The following is a 15,085-nucleotide window of genomic DNA, read 5'->3' as shown; positions in this document are numbered from 1 at the left end:
TTCGCGGAGCGGCTCAGGCAAGCGATAAAATCAGGCGGTCTGCCGCTTGTACACCCGCATGGCCAGCCAATAAGCGACGACGAGAATACCCAGGCACCAGGCCAACGCGGTCCAGATTTCCGTGCCGGCGGGCTGGCCCGCCAAGAGGGCGCGGATCGTCTCGACGATGGACGTGACCGGCTGGTTTTCGGCAAAAGCCCGTACCGGCCCCGGCATGGAGGCGGTCGGAACGAACGCCGAGCTGATAAACGGAAGGAAAATGATCGGGTAGGAAAAAGCGGCCGCTCCGTCGATCGAATTCGCCGAAAGGCCCGCGATGACGGCGATCCAGGTCAGCGAGAGCGTGAAGAGGGCGAGAATGCCGACGACCGCAAGCCAGGCAAGAAGGCCGGCCGGCGAACGGAAACCGATCAGCAGCGCCGCAAGCAGAATGACGATCAGAGAGATGGCGTTCGAGACGAGCGAGGTCAGCACATGTCCCCACAGCAGGGAAGACGGGGCGATCGGCATCGAGCGGAACCGCTCGAACAGTCCGCCCTGCTTGTCCGCGAACAGGCGCGCCGCCGTATAGGACATTCCCGTGCCGATCGCGATCAGCAGAATGCCGGGCAGCAGGTAATTGACGTAGTTGTCCGTCCCCGTCCGGATCGCGCCGCCGAATACGTAAACGAACAGCAGCATGAACGCGATCGGCATGATCGTCACGGTAATGATGGTGTCGAGACTGCGGAAAATATGCCGCATAGAGCGGCCCAGCATCGTAGAGACGTCGAAAAAAGGGCGGTTCTTCGCGTTTTCCGGTTGAATATTCATGTTAACGCTCCTCCTTTTGGGCGATCACGGACAAGAAAATGTCTTCGAGCGTCGGCTGCTTCTCGATATATTCGACTTTGGCCGGCGGGAACAGGCTTTTGAGCTGCGTCAGCGTGCCGTCCGCGATGATCCGACCCTGATGCAAAATGGCGATCCGGTCGGCCAGCTGTTCGGCTTCCTCCAGATACTGCGTGGTCAGAAATACGGTCGTTCCGCTCTCCGCCAACTGCTTGACGAGCTTCCAGACTTCGAGGCGGGCCTCGGGATCGAGCCCGGTCGTCGGCTCGTCGAGGAACACGATCGCCGGGCTGCCCGTCAGGCTCATGGCGATGTCCAGTCTGCGCCGCATGCCGCCCGAATAGGTCGATACCCGCCGGCCGCCGGCTTCCGTCAATCCGAAAGCGTTCAGCAGATCGTCCGCGATCGCCCGCGGATTGTCCAGATGGCGAAGCTTCGCGATCAGAATCAGATTTTCGCGTCCGGTCAGCACTTCGTCCACGGCGGCGAACTGCCCCGTCAGACTGATCGAACGCCGCACGCCGTCCGGCTGCAGCGCCGCGTCGAATCCGTTGACGAAGGCGCTCCCGCCGTCCGGCTTGAGCAGCGTGGCCAAAATTTTGACGATCGTCGTCTTGCCCGCGCCGTTTGCGCCGAGCAGGGCGAACACCGTTCCTTTTTCCACTTCGAAGTCGACTTCCTGCAGGACGGGCACGTTCCGGTAAGACTTACGCAGCCCTTTGACCGTGATGGCCGTTTCGTTTTTCGGCATGGCTCGTTCCTCCTCTTAAGGGGTGAATAACGCGATTTGACTCATATCCGCTTTGCCGTTTTTCAAAAAAGAATAGGTGAGACGGTCCGCTTTGCAGTCGATAAAACGGATTTTTTTGAGGCTTTTGTTTTTGAAAAAAGTTTCGGTGAACGTCGCGTTCTGAAACACGACATCCTTAAAGGAGCAGTTCTCGAACGAACAGCCGCCGAACGCGCCTTCCAGCACGAGCCCGGTCAGTTGGGAGCGGCTGAAACGGGTGCGGTCCCATACGACTCCGCCCAGCGCGCAGTTTTGCAGTTGGCTCGATTCGATCGTCGCATCCGTGAAGTCCGCGCCGGAGAAGTCGCAGTCTTTGACGTGGCTTCCCGTGATGCTCGCCTCCCGCAGGGAGCTGCGCAGGAACAGATCTCCCGCGAGGTGCGAATTGCGGATCCGGCTGCCGCCGAGATCGGCGTCCGTGAAGTCGCACCGCTCCGCGTGATTGCTGTCCAGCAGAAGGCCCGACAGTTGGGACCCGACGAACAGGCAGTCCCGGATAAAGGAAGCGCCGAATTTGTCGTGCAGATCTTTCAGTCCGGAGAAGTCCGCGCCGACCCAACTGCCTTCCGACATATTCCAGCCCGGCTTCTTCCGGGCCGAGTCGGGGCGGATCATGTCCGGGGACGGGACGAGCGGCGGATCGGCATGCGGGACGGCCGGGGCCGTCAGCGGGCCTGAGGCCTGGGCCGCGGGTGCGGAAGCCGGCGGGAAGTCTTCCGAAAAATAATTCAGATCGACGTTCAGCGTCTTTGCGAGCCGGTTCAGCGTCAGGATGTCCGGCATCGATTCGCCGCGCTCCCATTTTCCGACCGCCTGCGGACTGAGGGACAGCTTCTGCGCGAGCAGGGCTTGTGACAAGTTTTTGGCTTTGCGGGCTTCCGCGATTTTGGTTCCGATCTCGATCGGCGTTAACATGTGGATCCCTTCTTTCGGTTTCGTTCGTATGGATTTGTCGACGCCATTAGCTTAACCGGACCCGACGGGAGATGGAAGAAAAAGGGCGCTACCGTCGGTTGTTTTTCCGCTACTTTTGGTTGTGCGAGTGGGGAAAAGGCCGTAAACGAACAAAAAAGAAGCCCGGCGCGTTCCCGGAAGGGAAAGGCGGGGCTTCTTCGGAAGGTCGGGAATCAATACACCGTCGGCACCATGCCGCCGTCCATCCGGATCGGCGATCCGCGGAAAGCCTGCGCGTGCGGACTGCAGACGAAAGCGGCGAGCCTGCCGATCTCGGCGGGACGGATAAAGCGGCGAAGCTCGGAGCCGGGCAGCGCGTTCTCCATAAAGTTCCGCTCCTTCGCGGAAAAGTCGAGTTCCGCGCGGGTATCCGATCCTTCGACGATCCGCTGCACGTTTTCCGACAGCGTCGGGCCGGGAAGCACGGCATTGACCGTCGCTTCCGTTCCCGCCGTCAGCTTCGACAGGCTGCGTGAGAGAGACAGCAGCGCCGACTTTGCCGCCGCGTAATGCGGCATCTGTCCCGACGGCATGAGGGCTTCCTCGCTGGCAATAAAAAGAATGCGTCCGCCGCTTCGCAGAATGCCCGGCAGATAAAAACGGCACAGCGCATTGGCGGCGAACACGTTCGTGCGGAAATAATGTTCCCAGACGTCGTCCCGGCATCCTCGTAAGCCATAATTTCGTAGATGCCCATATTGTTGATCAGCAGATCGACGGCGGGCACCTGTTCAAACAGCGCTTCGCGCTGCTTCGGATCGGTCAGATCGGCCGCGGCGGCGCCGGGGGAAGTCGACGGAAAAGCTTCGCGAATTTCTTCCGCGGTCTTTGCGGTCTCGCCGGCGTCCCGCCCGTTGACGATGACGTCGACCCCTTCGCGGGCCAGTTCCCGGGCGATCGCTTTGCCGATCCCCCGGGTCGAGCCGGTAATCAGAGCGGTCTTGCCGGTTAAATTCAGTTCCATCCTTAAACAGCCTCCCGGTATCGATAATCGGCGGCGCGGGTTCAACCCTGCCGCCCGGCCCGCCAATTGGCGGGCGTGTCGCCTTCCCATGAACGGAAAGCGCGGTAAAACGAAGTCTCGTCTTCATAGCCGACCAGAAAAGCGATATCCCGAATATCGAGCGCCGGATCGGCAAGATATTCCAGCGCCTGTTCGCGTCTGGCCTCGTTCAGAAGTTGATTGAAGCCGGTCGATTCCGCCGACAGGCGGCGCTGAAGCGTCCGCTCGCTCATTCCCAGTTCCCGGGCCGCATGGCGCATATCCGGTCTGCCGGCGGTAAAGGAGCGCTTGATGATCCACTTGGTCTTGTCGGCCGTCGACGAGGGAGCGGATATCGGCGCTTCGTTCAGCGAGCGGTCCAGGACGGGCGTAAGCAGGGCCAAAAGTTCCTCATTGTAGGAAACGAACGGAAGATCGAGATGTTCGCGCCGCAGCGTAAGACGATCGGACGAAGCTCCTCCTTGGACGGCGCAGCCGAAATACCGCTCCAGAACGGCTCGGTCCCCGGGCTTCAGGACGAATTCGACGAGCTGAGCCGTTATGTCCTTTCCGGTCCCGCGACGTCCGAGTTCCAACAGGAAGGCGAGCGTCGTGCCGGTCAGCACAGGCGGTCCTGCCTCTTCGGGAGCGGCCCAATTCAGTTCGATCGTGCAGAAAGCCCCTTTTTCTTCGATTGCGAGAAGCTCAGGCGGACACATTCGTTTATAGCGGGCCATTCGCTGCAGCGCATCCCGATAATCGCGGGCATGGTAAGCCGCCAGCGCCATGGGAGGATATTGAGCCGTATCGAAGGCGCCGACCATGCGGACGACGGCTTCGGCAGCATCGCCGGTCAGCTCGGCATAAGTTCGCCAGATCGCGAAATACTGCCCGAGCGGAAGAGCGGAATCCGCGATCGCGGTCAAGGGCAGTCCTGCCGCGCGCGTAAGGTCGGACGGCCGAATGCCGGTTTTTTGCAGTCCCGTCCAGAAGCCGGGAGGCATTTTGATTCGATCGGATCCAGAGGAAGGCATGGTCGGTCTCCTTTTCGTCGGAATGGGTGACCTGTTTATCGTACATGCCCGGAGCCCGTTTGTAACTGGCACCGCGCGACAATCGATTGGCGAATGACGCCGAATCGCCAAGCCTCCTCCTTGGTCGCGGCCGAAGGAATAGGCTATGATGGAAACAGGAAAAGGGGTGGAGCGCATGAACGAATTCGCTTTGCTGGCGGCCGGCATGGCCATCATTCTGGCCGCGAGCTTTGTCCAAAGTCTCACCAGCTTCGGCTTCGCGCTGATCGCGCTGCCGCTGCTCAGCCTGTTCCTGCCGCTGCACCAGGCGGTCCCGGTCATCGTGATCTTCAGCCTGTTCGTCTGCTTGGGCGTGGCGATTTCGAACCGCCGCGATATCCGTCTCCGGCAGATCTGGCTGCTGATTCTGGCGGGCGTGATCGCGGCCCCTTTCGGAACGTATCTGCTGCTTGTCGTGCGGGGAGAAGTGTTGAAAGCCGCTACGGGCGTATTGATCACGCTGTTCGCCGCCCTGATGCTGCTCGGCCGGACGTTTCCGATTCGCAGCGAGCGGACCGCTTTCGTCACGGCCGGGCTGCTCAGCGGACTGCTGAACGGCAGCATCTCGGTCAGCGGCCCGCCGCTGGCCCTCATCTTGTCCAATCAAGGGATGAGCAAGCAGGCGGTTCGCGCGAATCTGGCATTGAACGGCGTCATCCTCAATACGGTCAGCGTGATTTCTTTCGCGGCGGCCGGGCTGCTGAACAGGGAAACGGGCGGATTTCTGGGTTGGACGTTCCCGGCGATGCTGCTCGGCGCCTGGCTGGGGGTCAAAGCGGTGAACCGCTTCGACGAACGCCTGTTCAAGGGCGTCTCGCTCTGGCTGATTCTCGTCTCCGGCATTTGGACCGCGCTGAGCGGATTCGGCCGGGTATAAAGGAGGGAAACCCGTGACGCAGATCACGAAGCGCGCGCTGGCCGCGTCGCTCAAAAAGCTGCTGTCGCAGAAAACGCTCGACAAGATCACCGTGATCGATATTGCCGAGGACTGCGAAGTGAACCGGCAGACTTTTTATTATCATTTCAAAGACATTTACGACCTGATCGACTGGATCTACACGCACGAGGCGGCCAAAGCGCTCGACGGCAAAAAGACGTACGAAACGTGGCAGCAGGGCTTTTTACATATTTTCGAATACGTGCTGGATAACCGCAGCTTCGTGGTGAACACCTACCATTCCGTCAACCGCGAGCATTTGGAACGCTATTTGCACGAGGAAGCGTACCGGCTGCTGATGGGCGTGATCGAGGAAAAAGCGGGAGACCTGAGCGTGCGCGAAGACGACAAAGACTTTATCGCCCACTTTTACAAATTCGCGTTCGTCGGCCTCGTGCTCGATTGGATCAAAGGCGGCATGCGGGAAGACCCGCAGGCAATCGTGAACCGGCTCAGCGTGCTGATTCAGGGCGATTTTGCGGGAGCTTTGGAACGTTTCCATGCAGACGTGCACGGAAGCCGGAAAATCTAGACAATTCCCGCCTTCTGTCCAAATTTTCGGCACGCCGCCGGGATTGTCTATGTCGCCTTTTTATAAAAAATCCTATGCTGGGAGCAGATCCTGAAGGTCATCAATCGAACTTATGGAGGGAATGCTCATGTATTACAGCAGCGGGAACTACGAAGCGTTCGCAAGACCGATGAAACCGGAAGGCGTGGACGGCAAGTCGGCGTATCTCGTCGGGGCGGGGCTGGCGTCGCTGGCGGCGGCGTGCTTCCTGATCCGCGACGGACAGATGAAAGGCTCGCGAATTCACATTCTCGAGGAACTGGATATCGCGGGCGGGGCGCTCGACGGCGGGGAAGAAGAACATAAAGGCTTCGTGATCCGCGGCGGCCGCGAGATGGAAGACCATTTCGAATGTCTGTGGGACCTGTTCCATTCCATCCCGTCGCTCGAGGCGGAAGGCGCGTCGGTGTTGGACGAATTTTACTGGCTGAACAAAAAAGACCCCAACTACTCGCTGATGCGGGCCACGATGAACCGAGGCGAAGACGCGCATACGGACGGCAAATTCACGCTCAGCGAAAAAGCGTCGATGGAGATCGTCAAGCTGTTCCTGACCCGGGACGAAGATCTGTACGATCTGAAGATCACGGACGTGTTCACGGAAGACTTTTTCGCGTCGAACTTCTGGCTGTATTGGCGGACCATGTTCGCGTTCGAAGATTGGCACAGCGCGCTCGAAATGAAGCTGTACATCCAGCGGTTCATTCACCATATCGGCGGGCTGCCGGACTTCTCCGCGCTCAAATTCACCAAGTACAATCAGTTCGAGTCGCTCGTGCAGCCGATGCTGAAGTATCTCGAAGCGCACGGCGTCGATTTTCAGTACAAGACTCAAGTGACGAACGTGGTGTTCGAGCACCATGGCACGCGCAAAATAGCGGCAAAAATACAGTGTCTGCGGGCCGGGCAGCCGGAGAGTATCGATCTGACGGAAGACGACCTCGTATTCGTGACGAACGGCAGCTGCACGGAAAATTCGTCGCTCGGCGATCATCATCACGCGCCGGTGCTGAATACGCAGCCCGGCGGAGGCGGATGCTGGGAACTGTGGCGCAATATCGCCGCGCAGGACGAATCGTTCGGCCGTCCGGACAAATTCTGCATGAACATCGAAGCAAGCAAATGGGAATCGGCGACGATCACGACGCTGGACGACCGGATTCCGCCTTACATCGAGAAGATCTGCAAACGCGATCCGTTCAGCGGCAAGGTGGTCACCGGCGGCATCGTCAGCGTCAAAGATTCGAGCTGGATGCTGAGCTGGACGCTCAACCGCCAGCCGCATTTCAAGAAGCAGCCCAAAGACCAGCTCGTCGTCTGGTTCTATGCGCTGTTCACCGACGTGCCGGGCGATTATATCAAAAAGCCGATGCAGGACTGCACCGGCGAAGAAATCACGGCGGAATGGCTGTACCATATGGGCGTGCCGGAAGCCGATATCCCGGAAATGGCCGCCCGTTCCGCCAACTGCATTCCGTGCATGATGCCGTATATCACCGCTTTCTTTATGCCGCGCACGGCGGGCGACCGGCCGAAAGTGGTACCGGACGGCTGCGTGAACTTCGCCTTCATCGGGCAGTTCGCCGACACGGAACGCGACACCGTATTCACGACCGAATATTCGGTGCGCACCGCGATGGAATCCGTCTACACGCTGCTGAACGTGGACCGGGGCGTACCGGAAGTGTTCGCGTCCGAGTTCGATATCCGCGTGCTGCTGGACTCGACCTCCAAGATGATGGACGGCAAAAAGCTGACCGATCTGAAGCAGCCGGTGCTGCTGAAGCTGCTGGAGCAGGGCGCGCTGAAAAAAGCGTCGGGCACGGTGATCGGCGACCTGCTGAAGAAGTACGGAATCGTGTGAGCAAAGAGGCGGCTCGGCGGATGACCGGGCGCTCGGCAGGGAAATGAACGAAAGGCACGGCCGAATGGAGAAGAAGCGCCGGAAGGCGTTTTTTCGAAAAATTCGGCCGTGCTTTTTTTGCGTCCAACTTTTTCGGGTTTCCTGACGTTTACTATTGAAGAAACGTAAGGAAAACTTGAGGGAGGAAAACGCGTGCAGCTTAAACCGAAACGGCCGTTAAAAATGGGGTCGATCATCATCAGCATGCTGATCACGTTCAGTGCCGTCCTTGTTTTTTTTCAGATCATGGAAGACAGAGACTCGCAAATCACGGTCGATCAGCAGACGAACCAACTGTTGGCCATCCTGGAAAACGCAGGATCCCAGCTGTACGACACGGCGCGGATCGTCGAAAGCGGTGCGGGATTGGCCGACAGCATTTACGCAGTAGACAATGTCCGGACACGCTTAAACGAAGCCCAGGGCATGCTGTGGACGCTGGCTCCGAAGCACGACTTACACTCTTTGTTGGCGACGGCGATCGACTTCGATTATTATCTGCACAACGAGCTGACTTCCAAGTGGCGGAAAAATCCGGACTTGCTGGAAGGCGAGGCGCGGGAGCGTGCGGTCGCCGACATGGATGCGCTCCACGCCGATCTGGACGAGCTGCTGCGGCAGGCCAAGCCGGATAACCGGAAGCGCTTCGACATGAAGACGCTGGGATCGAATTGGGAAGAAACGCTGAAGCGGCGGGTGCAGGAACATCCCGGTCCCCGTGCCCATCGCTATTTGAATGAACGGTACGAACAGTAAAAGGCTTATCACGGCGCAACCAGCGAGAGGCGCGCAGCTATGAACAGAAACGAACGAAAATGGTTATGGGGCTACTTCACGCCCAGCCGCATCCGGTAGCTCAGCAGCACCTCCAGCTCGCGGCCGGCAAAAAAGGCTTCGACGCGCCGTGCGAAATCTCCGGCCGCGGCCTTCACGTCTTCGGCGCCGCGCTTGATCGCGCTCTGCATCCCGCCCTGGCTGAGCGCGAGATTCGCGTAGCGCTCCGCATCGCAGATTTCCCGGTTATGGAATACGACTTCGCGAGCGTAGCGGAACAGGCCGGATTCCCGGATCTGCCGCAGATGTTCTTCTTTCGGCCACTTGTGCGCCCGTTCTTCTTCCGGAGTCAGTTCCGCCGAGCGGAGGTCGGCCAGGTCGGATAACGCTCCGTACGCCGCCTCGACATCCGCGTTCAGCACCGGCGGCCAGTCGCAGTCGTAAGCGGCAAATACGCCGCCCGGCCGCAGCACGCGGGCGAATTCGGCCAGCGACGGCTGGGGGTTCATCCAGTGAAACGACTGCGAGCAGGTAATGAGATCCGCCCAGCCGTCTTCGAGATCGAGCGAGTCGGAATAGCCTTCTCGGAATTCCAGCTTCTCGGGATTTCCCGCCGCTTCCCGCTTCGCTTCGGCGATTCTCCGCATGTCGGAACTCGGTTCGATGCCGACGATCCGTTCGGCGCGGTCCAGCCACAGAAAAGTGGACAGTCCCGTGCCGCAGCCGACGTCGGCCACGCGCCGCGGCGTTCCTTCCAGATACGCGTCCAAAATGCGAACGACTTCTTCGGGCGCGGCCGGACGGCTGCGATCATATCGTTCACTGAATCCGGTGAAGCGCTCGACGTTGTTTTTACGGATATGCTCCAGCATGTTTGTTTCACTCCTTGGGTGTTCGTGTTGATTTAATTATTGCATAATGCTGCGCGGAGAGGAGAATTTATGCTCATTATCATTCTGCTCGTCGTCATGGCGCTGTTCGTCTGCGGCGTCGTGGCCGCGGCGCTCGGCAGCCGGATGAAGCATCCGGCTGCCCTGGTCGCCAACCTGCTGTTGATCGGGGCGATCTTCTGGCTGGGCAACGCTTCTGCCGCCCCGCCCGGCGCGCATTCGGGCAACGGCAATCCGACGCTGATCCTGGCTGTGCCGCTGAGCGTGCTGGGAATCGTGCTGATCGGCCAGATTTACGCCTGGGGACGTCCGCGCCGTTTCCGAAGAACCGCTCTGACCTCGCTGCTGCTCGGCCTGTTCGCGCATCAAGCGGCGGGCTTCGAACTGCAGCGTATCCGCTATCGCGGGCTGTTTCAGCGGACTGTCGAAGCGGCTTCGGCGGACGGGATGCGGGATGCCCGGAGTTTTGCGGAATCGGTCATGTCGGGACCGGGCACCCCGCATATGAACGGTCACTTCTTGCATCTGAATACGTATCTGATGTTCGTCGGCTGGGCGGCGATCGCGGCCGTTATTCTGCTGCTCGTCTTTCCGGCTTCGGCCGGCGCGGCGCAGCGAGAGGAGAACTAGCATTGAAGTGTTTTCGGAGGATGAAGGTATTCGGTCTGCCGCTGACGGTCGCGAAGTTCAATCGGGAATTCGGAAAGAAAGCGGAGCCGGACGGGGAAGCCGCGGTACGCGGGGATAACGGGATGAAGGAGCGGATATGATGCCTGAGGAGATCTTTTATCGGCGGCTGCATCTCTTCGGCGCGTCGGGCTCCGGCGCGACGACGCTGGGCCGCGCGCTGGGCAAGAGTCTGCCGCATGTCGTTCTGGACGGCGACGACTATTTCTGGAGCCGCAAATTCGACGAAGCCCGTCCGCCGGTGGAGCGGGCGCGCCTGCTCGCGGAAGACATGCGGCGGCACGAGCGCTGGATGCTGACCGGCGCCGTCTGCGGCTGGGGAGACGGCTTTAAGCCGGACTTCGATTTTGTCGTTTTCCTGCATGTGCCTCCCGAAGAGAGATTGGCTCGCCTGCGGGCGCGCGAGCTGCGGCGGTACGGCGAAGAAGCGCTGCCGGGAGGCCGGCTGCACGCGCAGTCGCAGGCTTTTCTGGAATGGGCGGCGCTGTACGATCATGCGGGCGAGGACGTGCGCAGTCTGCAGCAGCACGAGCGCTGGATGGCGGATCTGGACTGCCCCGTTCTGCGGATCGAGGGCACCGGCAGTACGGAAGAGCGGGTAGAACGGGTACTCGAAGCGCTGCGGGAACGGCGGTAGCAAACGGAGGGCGGCAAAGTGGAAGAAGAGGAAATTTTGCTGGAACGGTACGGTCTTGAACCGGCGGAAAAAGATCGGGAAGAGATCGGGGAGCGGCTGCGGCGGGAGATCGGCGATGCGAACCGGAAAGACAATGAAGCGATGAAACTGCTCTGCGTGCTGCTGTACAGCTTCGGGCGGCCGGAAGACGCGCTGACGATCTGGGCGGCCAAAAGTTCCGGCTTCGACGCCGGGATCGCCGTCGAATCGGAACTGCTGATCGGGGCGGGGCTGGACGACACGATGCTGTATCTGCTGGAGGGCGAAGATCTGACGGAAGGCGCGCCGGCCGCCGCGCTGCTTCGGCATTTGGAAGGGCTGCAGGAAGCGCTGCTGACGCCCCGGGGAGAGCTGCTTGCTTTTTACCGGAACTATTACGGAACAGATTCGTAAAAGAAGCGGTGTGCGAAGGAACAGGAAACGAATGAAAAAGCAGCGCAAGGAGGCACGAACCATGTGGACGCCGTATGAAGCGCGCCGGGGTCATCCGCACGATTTCCGCGTCCGCTACCGGTTCTATACCGAAGAGGAAGGCGGACGCCGAAGTCTGCCTTATCAGGGCTACCGGTCGGATTTCGCTTATGACGGCGACGATATTTCGCAGACCGGCATTTACGCCATTCATCCGGAGTTCGAGGACGCGGACGGCGAAGTATGGAGAGACGACGAAGGACCCGTATCGCGGGAAGGGACAGCCCGGATGTGGATTTTGTTCCCGGCCATGCGGCGCGAAGTACATGCTAAGCGAATCGCGGTCGGCATCAAAGGCTTTTTTATGGAAGGGTCGAGAAGGGTCGGAGAGATGGAAGCGATCGAGATATGCGGGCTGGCGGAAAACGCGGAAACGCTGGCCGATTAAGAAGAAAGAAGGCGGAACCGCAAATGGGCGAGACGAACAAAACGGACGAACATTATGCTTGGAACAGCCGGATCGAATACTTGAAAGCATCGCGGGGATCGATCTGGAACGACGATTATCTGGAGTTTCTGGTGCAGCGGGTATGGAAAATCGACAGGCCGGCGCGCATCGTCGATTTCGGCTGCGGACTCGGCTTCATGGGCGCGCTGCTGCTGTCGGCCCTGCCCGCGGGAAGCAGCTATACCGGCATCGACAAAGGCGGGATTCCATCATGAGCAGGTCGGATCAGCGCTATTGGAACGCCGCTTACTCGGACCCTTCGTTCTCCGCGGATCACGACGGCTGGTTGGAACGTTATCTGCCTCTGCTGCATCCGTCGAAGGGGACCGTCGTCGATCTGGGCTGCGGGCTGGGACATAACGCCAGGGCGCTGGCCGCAAAAGGATTCGACGTGCTGGCGTGCGACCTGTCGGAAAAAGCGCTGGCGCGGCTTCGCCGGGAAGAGCCGGGGATCGGCACGCTGCGGCTGGACATGGCGGAAGGACTGCCTTTCGCGGACGGAAGCCTGCAGGCGGTCGTGGCCGATCTCAGCCTGCATTATTTCCCGGGAAACGTCACGCGCCGGATCGTCGGCGATATTCGCCGCGCTCTGGCGCCGGACGGTCTGCTGCTGTGCCGGTTGAACGCGATCTCGGAGATGGACGGCGGGCGCGACCGCGCCGTTTCGGACGATCCGTACCTTTTTGCGAGCGAGGGGATTTTGCGGCGCTTTTTCGACGAAGGAGAGATCGCGAAGTTTTTCCCCGACGCGGATTGGGAGACGCTGGAACGCCGGGAGTACGAATCGGGCCGATACGGGAAGACGAAGACATTATGGGAGACGGGTTTGAGAAAGATTTCGCGGGAAAAAGGAGAGAGGCATGAAAACGGATAGGGATGCGCAACCGGAAACGGGCAGGAAAAAAGGCGGCGGTTGGGCGATGTTCGGGGTGGTGATGGCCGGGCTGCTGGCGGTCAGCCTAGGCTTCAATTTCAGTTTGTTTACGAAAGAAAGGGAAGGCGTCTTCGACAATAATCAAGTGCTCGGACAAGCCATGACCTTGATCCAAAGCGCGGATTCGCAGCTGAACGACGCTATTCGCAAAATCGAGGGAGGCGCGGACGCTTCGCAGAGTTTGTACGCGGTCGGCGAAGTTCGCGTCCGTTTATCGCAGGCGTCGGGGCTGATGCTGAGCCTGCGCGAAGATATCTCCCGACAGGCGGACAAGCTCACCGCCGCGGACATGATGCCCGCGACGCTTCGGGCGTTCGATGCTTATCTGGGCAACGAGCTCGCGGGCAGCTGGCAGGAAGGCGACGCCGCGCTGGACGCTTCGCGCGAAGAGACGCTGAAGGAGCTGCGCGCCATGAAGCTTGATCTGGCGCAGCTGGCGGGGTTGTCGCAGGATCATAATCGGCAGCCGTACCGTCTGGACGAGTTCTTGGGACGATGGGAAAGCGTCATGCGGCAGCGGGTTCAGGAAGATCCGGATACGGAACTGCACCGCGGGATAGGCTTTTTATACGGAATGTAGGAGCAGGGTCGAAGGAACGGGTAAAAAATACGGCAAGGCACGACGGAAACTCCTTATCATAAAAAACAACCGGAAGGGAAGAAAAACATGGACGATCGATCGGCATACGCTTACGACATGGACAGGCAGGCTTACGGCCGGGTACCGGGATACTGGGATTTTCTGAAATATCACCTGCTGCTGTTCGCGCTGCCTTCCGTCATTGCCTATCTGCTGCTGCATGGACAATTCGTTTATTTGGTAACGCTTATGGTTTACGGCTTTCAGTCGATGGCCGGAGGAGCGGGCGAGATTACGCCGGGAGAATGGGGCGCGGCGCTGGCGGGGTCGTTCCAGCTGATCGCGTACGGGGCGATCGCGGGCATCGGCATTCGGGTGCTGTCCGCGGGGCTCTTTTTCCTGCCGACGCTGGCTCGCAGCGGCAGGCTGAATCTGGGAACGGTCTTGAAAACGGGCCTGCGCTACTTCTTCCCGACGCTGTTCGTCATGATTCTGATCAGCCTCATTCTCGGCTTTGCCAGCACCTTCCTTTCCTTCATTCCGCTGATTAATTTTGTGGCGGGCTTTGTCGTTCTGTATGCGCAGGCGCTGGTCAGCATTTACTACGATTACTGGTTTTCGTACAACGAAGCGGCGGGACGCCCGGTGTACAGCAATCCGTCCGATCGGTGGAAGGCGCTGTACGGCAGCGGCAGCGGTACGTTCTGGCTGTACGCGCTGCTTCTGTCGCTGTCTTACATCGTGCTGGCTTCCACCTTCGTCAAGCCTTATATCCAGATGAAAATCACGCAGCGTATGGGGATGGCGAAGAGCCCGGACGGCTGGTAAAAGGACGTACGCGATTTGCGCAAGCGAGCCGTGATCCATCGTGACACGCAGGCCGCCTGGCGGGGAGTCCTTCCCCCGAGGCGGCTTGTTTGGTTTATCTGGAGATTAATCGAAAAGGTATGATACGATGTTGTAAACGTTACCAGGCAGACAAAAGGGGGTTCATGAATGGAACAAGCATGCAGAATTCTGATCGTGGACGATGAAGTGCTGGTCAGACAGGGGATCAAGCATTATTTGGACTGGGAAAAATACGGCTTTCGGATCGTGGGGGAAGCTTCGAACGGCAGGGAAGGACTGGAAGCGATCGAGCGGCTGCGGCCCCATATCGTGCTGACCGATATCGTCATGCCGATCATGGAAGGGGAAGAGTTCACCCGTTTGATCAAAAAGAATCATCCCGAGATCGAAGTGATCGTGCTCAGCAGCTACGGCGAATTCGACTACGTCCGCTCGACGTTCCAAAACGGCGTCGCCGACTATATCCTGAAGCCGAAGCTCGAGACGCAGGAACTGCTGCGCGTCCTGCAGAACACCGCCAAGCGGATTCCGGGCATCCGCTACACGGGAGAAGGCGTCGGCGCGGGCCCCGACGCCGAAGCCGTGCTGGAAAAGCTGGCGTCCGGCTACGACGCCGGCGAAGCCGCTCCGCCCGCCCTGCTGGCGGAGCTGTTCCCGCACGACGAGTTCGTGCTGGTCGGCCGGCTGAATCCGGCCGGCCCGACGGCCGCCGGCGGCTCGCAGCGCGCCGGCGAA

The 15,085-nt window shown here is 59.8% G+C and carries 19 protein-coding genes and 1 pseudogene; 14 read left to right on the top strand and 6 right to left on the bottom strand.

The genetic code is table 11. The features are described 5' to 3' along the window. Window positions 1–30: 30 nt before the first annotated feature. The 5 genes and pseudogenes from GYN08_RS15070 to GYN08_RS15050 form a co-directional block, all read right to left on the bottom strand. The gene (locus GYN08_RS15070) at window positions 31–813 is read right to left on the bottom strand and encodes an ABC transporter permease (RefSeq protein ID WP_166275697.1); all 783 of its coding nucleotides are present in this window, start codon (window positions 811–813) and stop codon (window positions 31–33) included. Window position 814: 1 nt separating this feature from the next. Further along, entirely contained in the window at window positions 815–1,582 is a 768-nt protein-coding gene (locus tag GYN08_RS15065) for an ABC transporter ATP-binding protein (protein ID WP_166275694.1), read from the bottom strand. Window positions 1,583–1,597: 15 nt separating this feature from the next. Continuing rightward, complete coding sequence (locus tag GYN08_RS15060; RefSeq protein ID WP_166275692.1) at window positions 1,598–2,536, bottom strand: helix-turn-helix domain-containing protein; 939 nt, start codon at window positions 2,534–2,536, stop codon at window positions 1,598–1,600. A gap of 212 nt (window positions 2,537–2,748) precedes the next feature. Continuing rightward, a pseudogene (locus GYN08_RS15055) lies at window positions 2,749–3,539 on the bottom strand (SDR family NAD(P)-dependent oxidoreductase). A 41-nt stretch (window positions 3,540–3,580) separates the two neighbouring features. Continuing rightward, window positions 3,581–4,591, bottom strand: a complete 1,011-nt coding sequence (locus GYN08_RS15050) for an AraC family transcriptional regulator (RefSeq protein WP_166275690.1) — start codon at window positions 4,589–4,591, stop codon at window positions 3,581–3,583. 145 nt (window positions 4,592–4,736) lie between these two features. On the opposite strand from GYN08_RS15050, the gene GYN08_RS15045 reads away from it, so the two are divergent. The 4 genes from GYN08_RS15045 to GYN08_RS15030 all read left to right on the top strand — a co-directional run bounded on the left by GYN08_RS15045 (window position 4,737) and on the right by GYN08_RS15030 (window position 8,797). Next, a complete protein-coding gene (locus GYN08_RS15045; RefSeq protein WP_235946305.1) occupies window positions 4,737–5,507 on the top strand; it encodes a sulfite exporter TauE/SafE family protein in 771 nt (256 codons plus the stop codon). Window positions 5,508–5,520: 13 nt separating this feature from the next. Then, window positions 5,521–6,099 (top strand): TetR/AcrR family transcriptional regulator, encoded by a 579-nt coding sequence (locus GYN08_RS15040; protein ID WP_166275688.1) that lies wholly within the window; start codon window positions 5,521–5,523, stop codon window positions 6,097–6,099. Window positions 6,100–6,226: 127 nt separating this feature from the next. Further along, entirely contained in the window at window positions 6,227–8,002 is a 1,776-nt protein-coding gene (locus tag GYN08_RS15035; RefSeq protein ID WP_166275686.1) for an oleate hydratase, read from the top strand. Between the two features lie 192 nt (window positions 8,003–8,194). After that, window positions 8,195–8,797 (top strand): hypothetical protein, encoded by a 603-nt coding sequence (locus GYN08_RS15030; RefSeq protein WP_166275684.1) that lies wholly within the window; start codon window positions 8,195–8,197, stop codon window positions 8,795–8,797. 71 nt (window positions 8,798–8,868) lie between these two features. Here GYN08_RS15030 and GYN08_RS15025 read toward each other — a convergent pair whose 3' ends face one another. Beyond that, complete coding sequence (locus tag GYN08_RS15025; protein WP_166275682.1) at window positions 8,869–9,687, bottom strand: class I SAM-dependent methyltransferase; 819 nt, start codon at window positions 9,685–9,687, stop codon at window positions 8,869–8,871. A 69-nt stretch (window positions 9,688–9,756) separates the two neighbouring features. Between GYN08_RS15025 and GYN08_RS15020 the strand changes: the two genes are divergently transcribed. The 10 genes from GYN08_RS15020 to GYN08_RS14975 all read left to right on the top strand — a co-directional run. After that, window positions 9,757–10,335: a hypothetical protein gene (locus tag GYN08_RS15020; protein WP_166275680.1), complete on the top strand. Its 579-nt coding sequence runs from the start codon at window positions 9,757–9,759 to the stop codon at window positions 10,333–10,335. A gap of 2 nt (window positions 10,336–10,337) precedes the next feature. Continuing rightward, a complete protein-coding gene (locus tag GYN08_RS15015) occupies window positions 10,338–10,475 on the top strand; it encodes a hypothetical protein (RefSeq protein WP_166275678.1) in 138 nt (45 codons plus the stop codon). Next, the gene (locus GYN08_RS15010) at window positions 10,475–11,029 is read left to right on the top strand and encodes an AAA family ATPase (RefSeq protein ID WP_166275676.1); all 555 of its coding nucleotides are present in this window, start codon (window positions 10,475–10,477) and stop codon (window positions 11,027–11,029) included. Before GYN08_RS15015 ends, GYN08_RS15010 begins: the two co-directional genes overlap by 1 nt. Window positions 11,030–11,047: 18 nt before the next feature. Next, window positions 11,048–11,461: a hypothetical protein gene (locus GYN08_RS15005; protein WP_166275674.1), complete on the top strand. Its 414-nt coding sequence runs from the start codon at window positions 11,048–11,050 to the stop codon at window positions 11,459–11,461. Window positions 11,462–11,522: 61 nt separating this feature from the next. Further along, on the top strand, window positions 11,523–11,927 hold the full coding sequence (locus tag GYN08_RS15000) for a hypothetical protein (protein WP_166275672.1): 405 nt from the start codon (window positions 11,523–11,525) through the stop codon (window positions 11,925–11,927). Window positions 11,928–11,950: 23 nt separating this feature from the next. Continuing rightward, complete coding sequence (locus tag GYN08_RS14995) at window positions 11,951–12,202, top strand: class I SAM-dependent methyltransferase (RefSeq protein WP_166275670.1); 252 nt, start codon at window positions 11,951–11,953, stop codon at window positions 12,200–12,202. Next, window positions 12,199–12,861, top strand: coding sequence for a class I SAM-dependent methyltransferase (locus tag GYN08_RS14990; RefSeq protein ID WP_166275668.1), 663 nt, complete (start codon window positions 12,199–12,201; stop codon window positions 12,859–12,861). The genes GYN08_RS14995 and GYN08_RS14990 overlap by 4 nt, the downstream gene beginning before the upstream one ends. After that, on the top strand, window positions 12,848–13,501 hold the full coding sequence (locus tag GYN08_RS14985) for a hypothetical protein (protein ID WP_166275666.1): 654 nt from the start codon (window positions 12,848–12,850) through the stop codon (window positions 13,499–13,501). Before GYN08_RS14990 ends, GYN08_RS14985 begins: the two co-directional genes overlap by 14 nt. 87 nt (window positions 13,502–13,588) lie before the next feature. Then, entirely contained in the window at window positions 13,589–14,329 is a 741-nt protein-coding gene (locus GYN08_RS14980; RefSeq protein ID WP_166275664.1) for a hypothetical protein, read from the top strand. 168 nt (window positions 14,330–14,497) lie between these two features. Further along, the coding region (locus GYN08_RS14975) for a response regulator (protein ID WP_166275662.1) at window positions 14,498–15,085 on the top strand (588 nt) is incomplete at its 3' end.

This window comes from Saccharibacillus alkalitolerans (assembly GCF_011090185.1).
Classification (GTDB): domain Bacteria; phylum Bacillota; class Bacilli; order Paenibacillales; family Paenibacillaceae; genus Saccharibacillus; species Saccharibacillus alkalitolerans.
This window is presented reverse-complemented; position numbering and strand designations above follow the sequence as displayed.